The sequence below is a fragment of the Actinophytocola sp. genome (genome assembly GCF_035712165.1).
Taxonomy (GTDB): Bacteria; Actinomycetota; Actinomycetes; order Mycobacteriales; family Pseudonocardiaceae; genus DASYTH01.
This window is the reverse complement of sequence record NZ_DASTBH010000013.1, coordinates 1-4,137: the sequence shown is the minus strand read 5'-3', so window position 1 is coordinate 4,137 and position 4,137 is coordinate 1. Positions and strand designations below refer to the sequence as shown.

Annotated in this window: 5 protein-coding genes; all 5 read right to left on the bottom strand. The window is 71.1% G+C overall.

Annotation, left to right across the window (positions count from 1 at the left end; translation table 11 throughout):
- Positions 1-131 precede the first annotated feature (131 nt).
- The 5 genes from VFO68_RS00685 to VFO68_RS00665 all read right to left on the bottom strand — a co-directional run bounded on the left by VFO68_RS00685 (position 132) and on the right by VFO68_RS00665 (position 3,897).
- Positions 132-458 carry a cytidine deaminase gene (locus VFO68_RS00685; RefSeq protein WP_325156133.1) on the bottom strand — a complete coding sequence of 109 codons (327 nt, stop codon included), beginning with the start codon at positions 456-458 and terminating at the stop codon, positions 132-134.
- A complete protein-coding gene (locus VFO68_RS00680; RefSeq protein WP_325156132.1) occupies positions 451-1,782 on the bottom strand; it encodes a hemolysin family protein in 1,332 nt (443 codons plus the stop codon). Before VFO68_RS00680 ends, VFO68_RS00685 begins: the two co-directional genes overlap by 8 nt.
- A 13-nt stretch (positions 1,783-1,795) precedes the next feature.
- A complete protein-coding gene (gene ybeY / locus VFO68_RS00675) occupies positions 1,796-2,338 on the bottom strand; it encodes an rRNA maturation RNase YbeY (RefSeq protein WP_325156131.1) in 543 nt (180 codons plus the stop codon).
- 4 nt (positions 2,339-2,342) lie between these two features.
- Entirely contained in the window at positions 2,343-3,431 is a 1,089-nt protein-coding gene (locus tag VFO68_RS00670) for a PhoH family protein (RefSeq protein ID WP_325156130.1), read from the bottom strand.
- 103 nt (positions 3,432-3,534) lie between these two features.
- Positions 3,535-3,897 carry a histidine triad nucleotide-binding protein gene (locus tag VFO68_RS00665; protein ID WP_325156129.1) on the bottom strand — a complete coding sequence of 121 codons (363 nt, stop codon included), beginning with the start codon at positions 3,895-3,897 and terminating at the stop codon, positions 3,535-3,537.
- Positions 3,898-4,137 lie beyond the last annotated feature (240 nt).

Sequence of the window (4,137 nt, the reverse complement as noted above, 5' to 3'; positions counted from 1 at the left end):
CGGTTCGGCGCGGCGCCCCAGGCACCGGTTCGGCGCGGCGCCCCAGGCACCGGTTCGGCGCGGCGCCGGCCGGAGGCCGAGCGCCTGCTGCCTGGCTTCGGAGCGGACGGATCGGGTGCCAGGTTCGGCGGCTAACCGCGTACAACGCCCGCGGGATCGGCGTGGTGGACGGGGGCGTCCGGGGAGAGATCCGCTACGGCGGCGCGGGAGGCCGAGTCCACAGTGGGCTCTTCGGTGACCACGGCGGCGGCTTCGAGGGTGCGGGCGCCGCTGGAGACGGCGGCGGCGACGGCGGCCTGCATCGCGGTGAGGCGCAGCGACGGGAGGGCGACGGTGGCGGCGGCGTAGGTGCGTCCGTCGGCGTCCCGCACGGCGGCGCCTTCCGGGGCACCGGTGCGGGCGCGGGCGGACCGGGCCAGGGTGACCAGCTTGGCGTCCTCGGCGTCCAGGTCAGCCATGTTCGACACTCCTCTCCCGTTCGGGACTCTCGGTGTGCGCCATCCGGCGAACCTCGCCGCCGCGCACGACGACCGAGGTGATCCGCACCCGGCCCCGGCTGTCCTTGCCGCCCTCGGCCCGCATGCGTAACCCGGCGATCTCACACTCCGCCCCGGGCAGCGGCACCCGGCCGAGCCGCTGGGCCAGCAACCCGCCGACGGTCTCCACGTCGTGATCGTCCAGCTCGACGTCGAACAGCGCGCCGAGATCCTCCACCGGCAGCCGCGAGCTGACCCGCACCGCGCCGTCCTCCAGATGCTCGATCGGCGGGCGGTCGTCGGTGTCCGACTCGTCGGTGATCTCGCCGACGATCTCCTCCAGGATGTCCTCGATGGTCAGCAACCCGGCCGTGCCGCCGTACTCGTCGACCGCGATCGCCATGTGGTTGCGGGACAGCTGCATCTCGCCGAGTAGGTCGTCGAGCCGTTTGGTGTCCGGCACGAACGACGCCGGGACCATGAGCTCCCCCACGTTGAGCCACACGTCGCCGTCCGGCCCCGACTCCATCGCCGCGCGCACCAGGTCCTTGAGGTTGACCACGCCGACCACGTCGTCCACGCTGTCGCCGATCACCGGCAGCCGGGTGTACCCGGTGCGCAGCGACAGGGCCAGCGCCTGGCGCACCGACTTGTCCACCTCGATCCAGACCATCTCGGTGCGCGGCACCATGACCTCGCGGGCGATCGTGCCGCGCAGCTCGAACACCGAGTGGATCATCTCGCGCTCGTCGGCGTCGACCACGCCGCGCTCCTCGGCCATGTCGACCAGCTCGCGCAGCTCGACCTCGGAGGAGAACGGCCCTTCACGGAACCCGCGGCCCGGCGTGATCGCGTTACCGATCATGATCAGGAGCTTGGACAGCGGCCCGAGGATCGAGCCGAGCACCCGGACCGGGCCGGCCGCGATCAGGCCCACCGCGTACGGGTGCTGGCGGCCGATGGTGCGCGGCCCCACGCCGACCAGCACGTAGCTCACCACGATCATGCCCAGCGCGGCGACCAGGCCGGCCAGCCAGGGCGGCGTGATCAGCTGCAGGCAGGCCACGGTGACCAGCACGGTCGCGGCCAGCTCACAGCTCAACCGCAACAGCAGCAGCAGGTTGATGTGCCGCGGCCGCTCGGTGATCACCGCCAGCAGCTGGCGCGCACCCGGCCGCCCGGCCCGCATCATGCCCTCGACCCGGGCCCGCGACACCGCCGACAGCGCCGCGTCCGCGCAGCCGAACAGCCCGGCGGCGAGCACCAGCAGTACCGCGATGACCAAGAGTCCAGCCGAGTTCGACATCGCGATCTCCTACTCAGCCCACCGAGTCCTCGTCGAGACCCACGGTGCCGAGTACCTTGTCGTCCTCGCGCCGCTGGGCGGCCCTGCGGAGCTCGTCCGAGCGGGCGACCCGGAAGTCGGCGAGGATGCGCTTCTGCAGTGTGAACATCTCGCGTTCCTCGGCTGGCTCCGCGTGGTCGTACCCGAGCAGGTGCAGCACACCGTGCACGGTCAGCAGGTGCAGCTCGTCGAGCAGGCTGTGGCCCGCCTGCCGGGCCTGGTCCTTGGCGAACGCCGGGCACAGCACGACGTCGCCGAGCAGGGCCGGGCCGGAGTCGGGGGCGTCCGGGCGGCGGGCCGAGTCCAGCTCGTCCATGGGGAAGGCCATCACGTCGGTGGGGCCGGGCAGTTCCAGCCAGCGCTCGTGCAGGTCGGCCATGACCTCCAGGCCGACGAGCGAGACCGACAACTCGGCGAGCCGGCTCACGCCGAGCCGGTCGAGGGCGAACCGGGCAGCGGAAACGATGGACGGTTCGTCAACCGCCATCCCCGACTCGTTGGCGATTTCGATGCTCACGGTGTCATCGTCCCCGTCGCGCCTGCCCCACGGCTCCGCGGCGGTGCGGGTCGCGCACCTCGGCCTTGGCGTCCTGCGCCGCCTGCCAGCGGTCGTAGGCGTCCACGATGCTGCCGACCAGCCGGTGGCGCACCACGTCGTGGCTGTTCAGCTGGGAGAAGTGCACGTCGTTGACACCCTGCAGGATGTCCTGGACCACCCGCAGGCCGCTGACCTGACCACCGGGCAGGTCGACCTGGGTGATGTCGCCGGTGACGACGATCTTGGAGCCGAACCCCAGGCGGGTGAGGAACATCTTCATCTGTTCGGGCGAAGTGTTCTGCGCCTCGTCCAGGATGATGAACGCGTCGTTGAGGGTGCGGCCGCGCATGTACGCCAGCGGGGCGACCTCGATCGTGCCGGCCTGCATGAGCCGCGGGATGGACTCCGGGTCGACCATGTCGTGCAGCGCGTCGTACAGCGGCCGCAGGTAGGGGTCGATCTTCTCGAACAGGGTGCCGGGCAGGAACCCGAGCCGCTCGCCCGCCTCCACCGCGGGCCGGGTCAGGATGATCCGGTTGACCTGCTTGGCCTGCAGCGCCTGCACGGCCTTGGCCATGGCCAGGTAGGTCTTGCCGGTGCCGGCCGGGCCGATGCAGAACACCACGGTGTGCGCGTCGATCGCGTCGACGTAGCGCTTCTGGTTGAGCGTCTTGGGCCGGATCGTGCGGCCCCGGCGGGACAGGATGTCCAGGCTGAGCACGTCGGCCGGGGACTCGGTGGACCCGGCGGACAGCATCGCGACCGTGCGCCGGACGGTGTCGGCGCCGAGGTGCTGCCCCCGCCCGGCGAGGACGACCAGTTCGGCGAAGACCCGCTCGGCGAACGCCACGTCGGCCGGGTTACCCGAAAGGGTTACCTCGTTGCCCCGGACGTGGATGTCCGCGTCGAGCAGCTCCTCCGCGGTCCGCAGGTTCTCGTCCCGCGACCCGAGCAGAGCCAGGACGGCGTCGTCGGGTACGGCGAATCGGGACTGGGCTGCGGACTCGACGGTCTCGGTCTCCGTTGGCGCACCAGAAGTACGGGTGGTATCACCCTCAGCGGTACCCGTCACGTGCTCTCGGTCCTGCCTTCTGCGCCTGTGCGCCAACTCGAAACGGTGTGCGTGTCCATGTTGATGCTAGCCGCAGCCGCCGACACAGTGCATTGGCCAAACCTCACCCTGGTCGCCCGAACAGCCCCAGCTGCTCGCCGCCCAGGACGTGCAGGTGCGCGTGGAACACCGTCCGGCCCGCGTCGTCGCCGGTGTTGAACACCAGCCGGTAGCCCGACTCCTCGATCCCCTCCTGCCTGGCGACCTCGACCCCGGCCAGAATCACGTCGGCCAGCAGCGCGGGATCGTCCCCGGCCAGCGCCCCGGCATCCTCGTGATGCTGCCGCGCCACGACCAGCACATGCACCCGCGCCTGCGGGTTGATGTCCCGGAACGCATAGGTCGTCCCGTTCTCGTACACGGGCGTGGACGGCACGTCCCCCTCCACAATCTTGCAGAACAGGCAGTCCGCCTCCGACGAAGACATGCCGTGCAGATTAGCCCGCCACGATCAACACCAACACGCCCACACTCACCCCACCCGACCCCGGGAACGACCAACTCGCCGGCTGGAAGTGGCGACTCGCCGGGCTGGAAGTGGGGACTCGCGGGGCTGGAAGTGGGGACTCGCCGGGCTGCGGCCGGGTGATCGGCGAGTCGCTCGCTCGGGCACGCGAGTTCCCACCTCGGCAGCCGACTCACCGCCTCCACCAAAGAACCAGGCGCC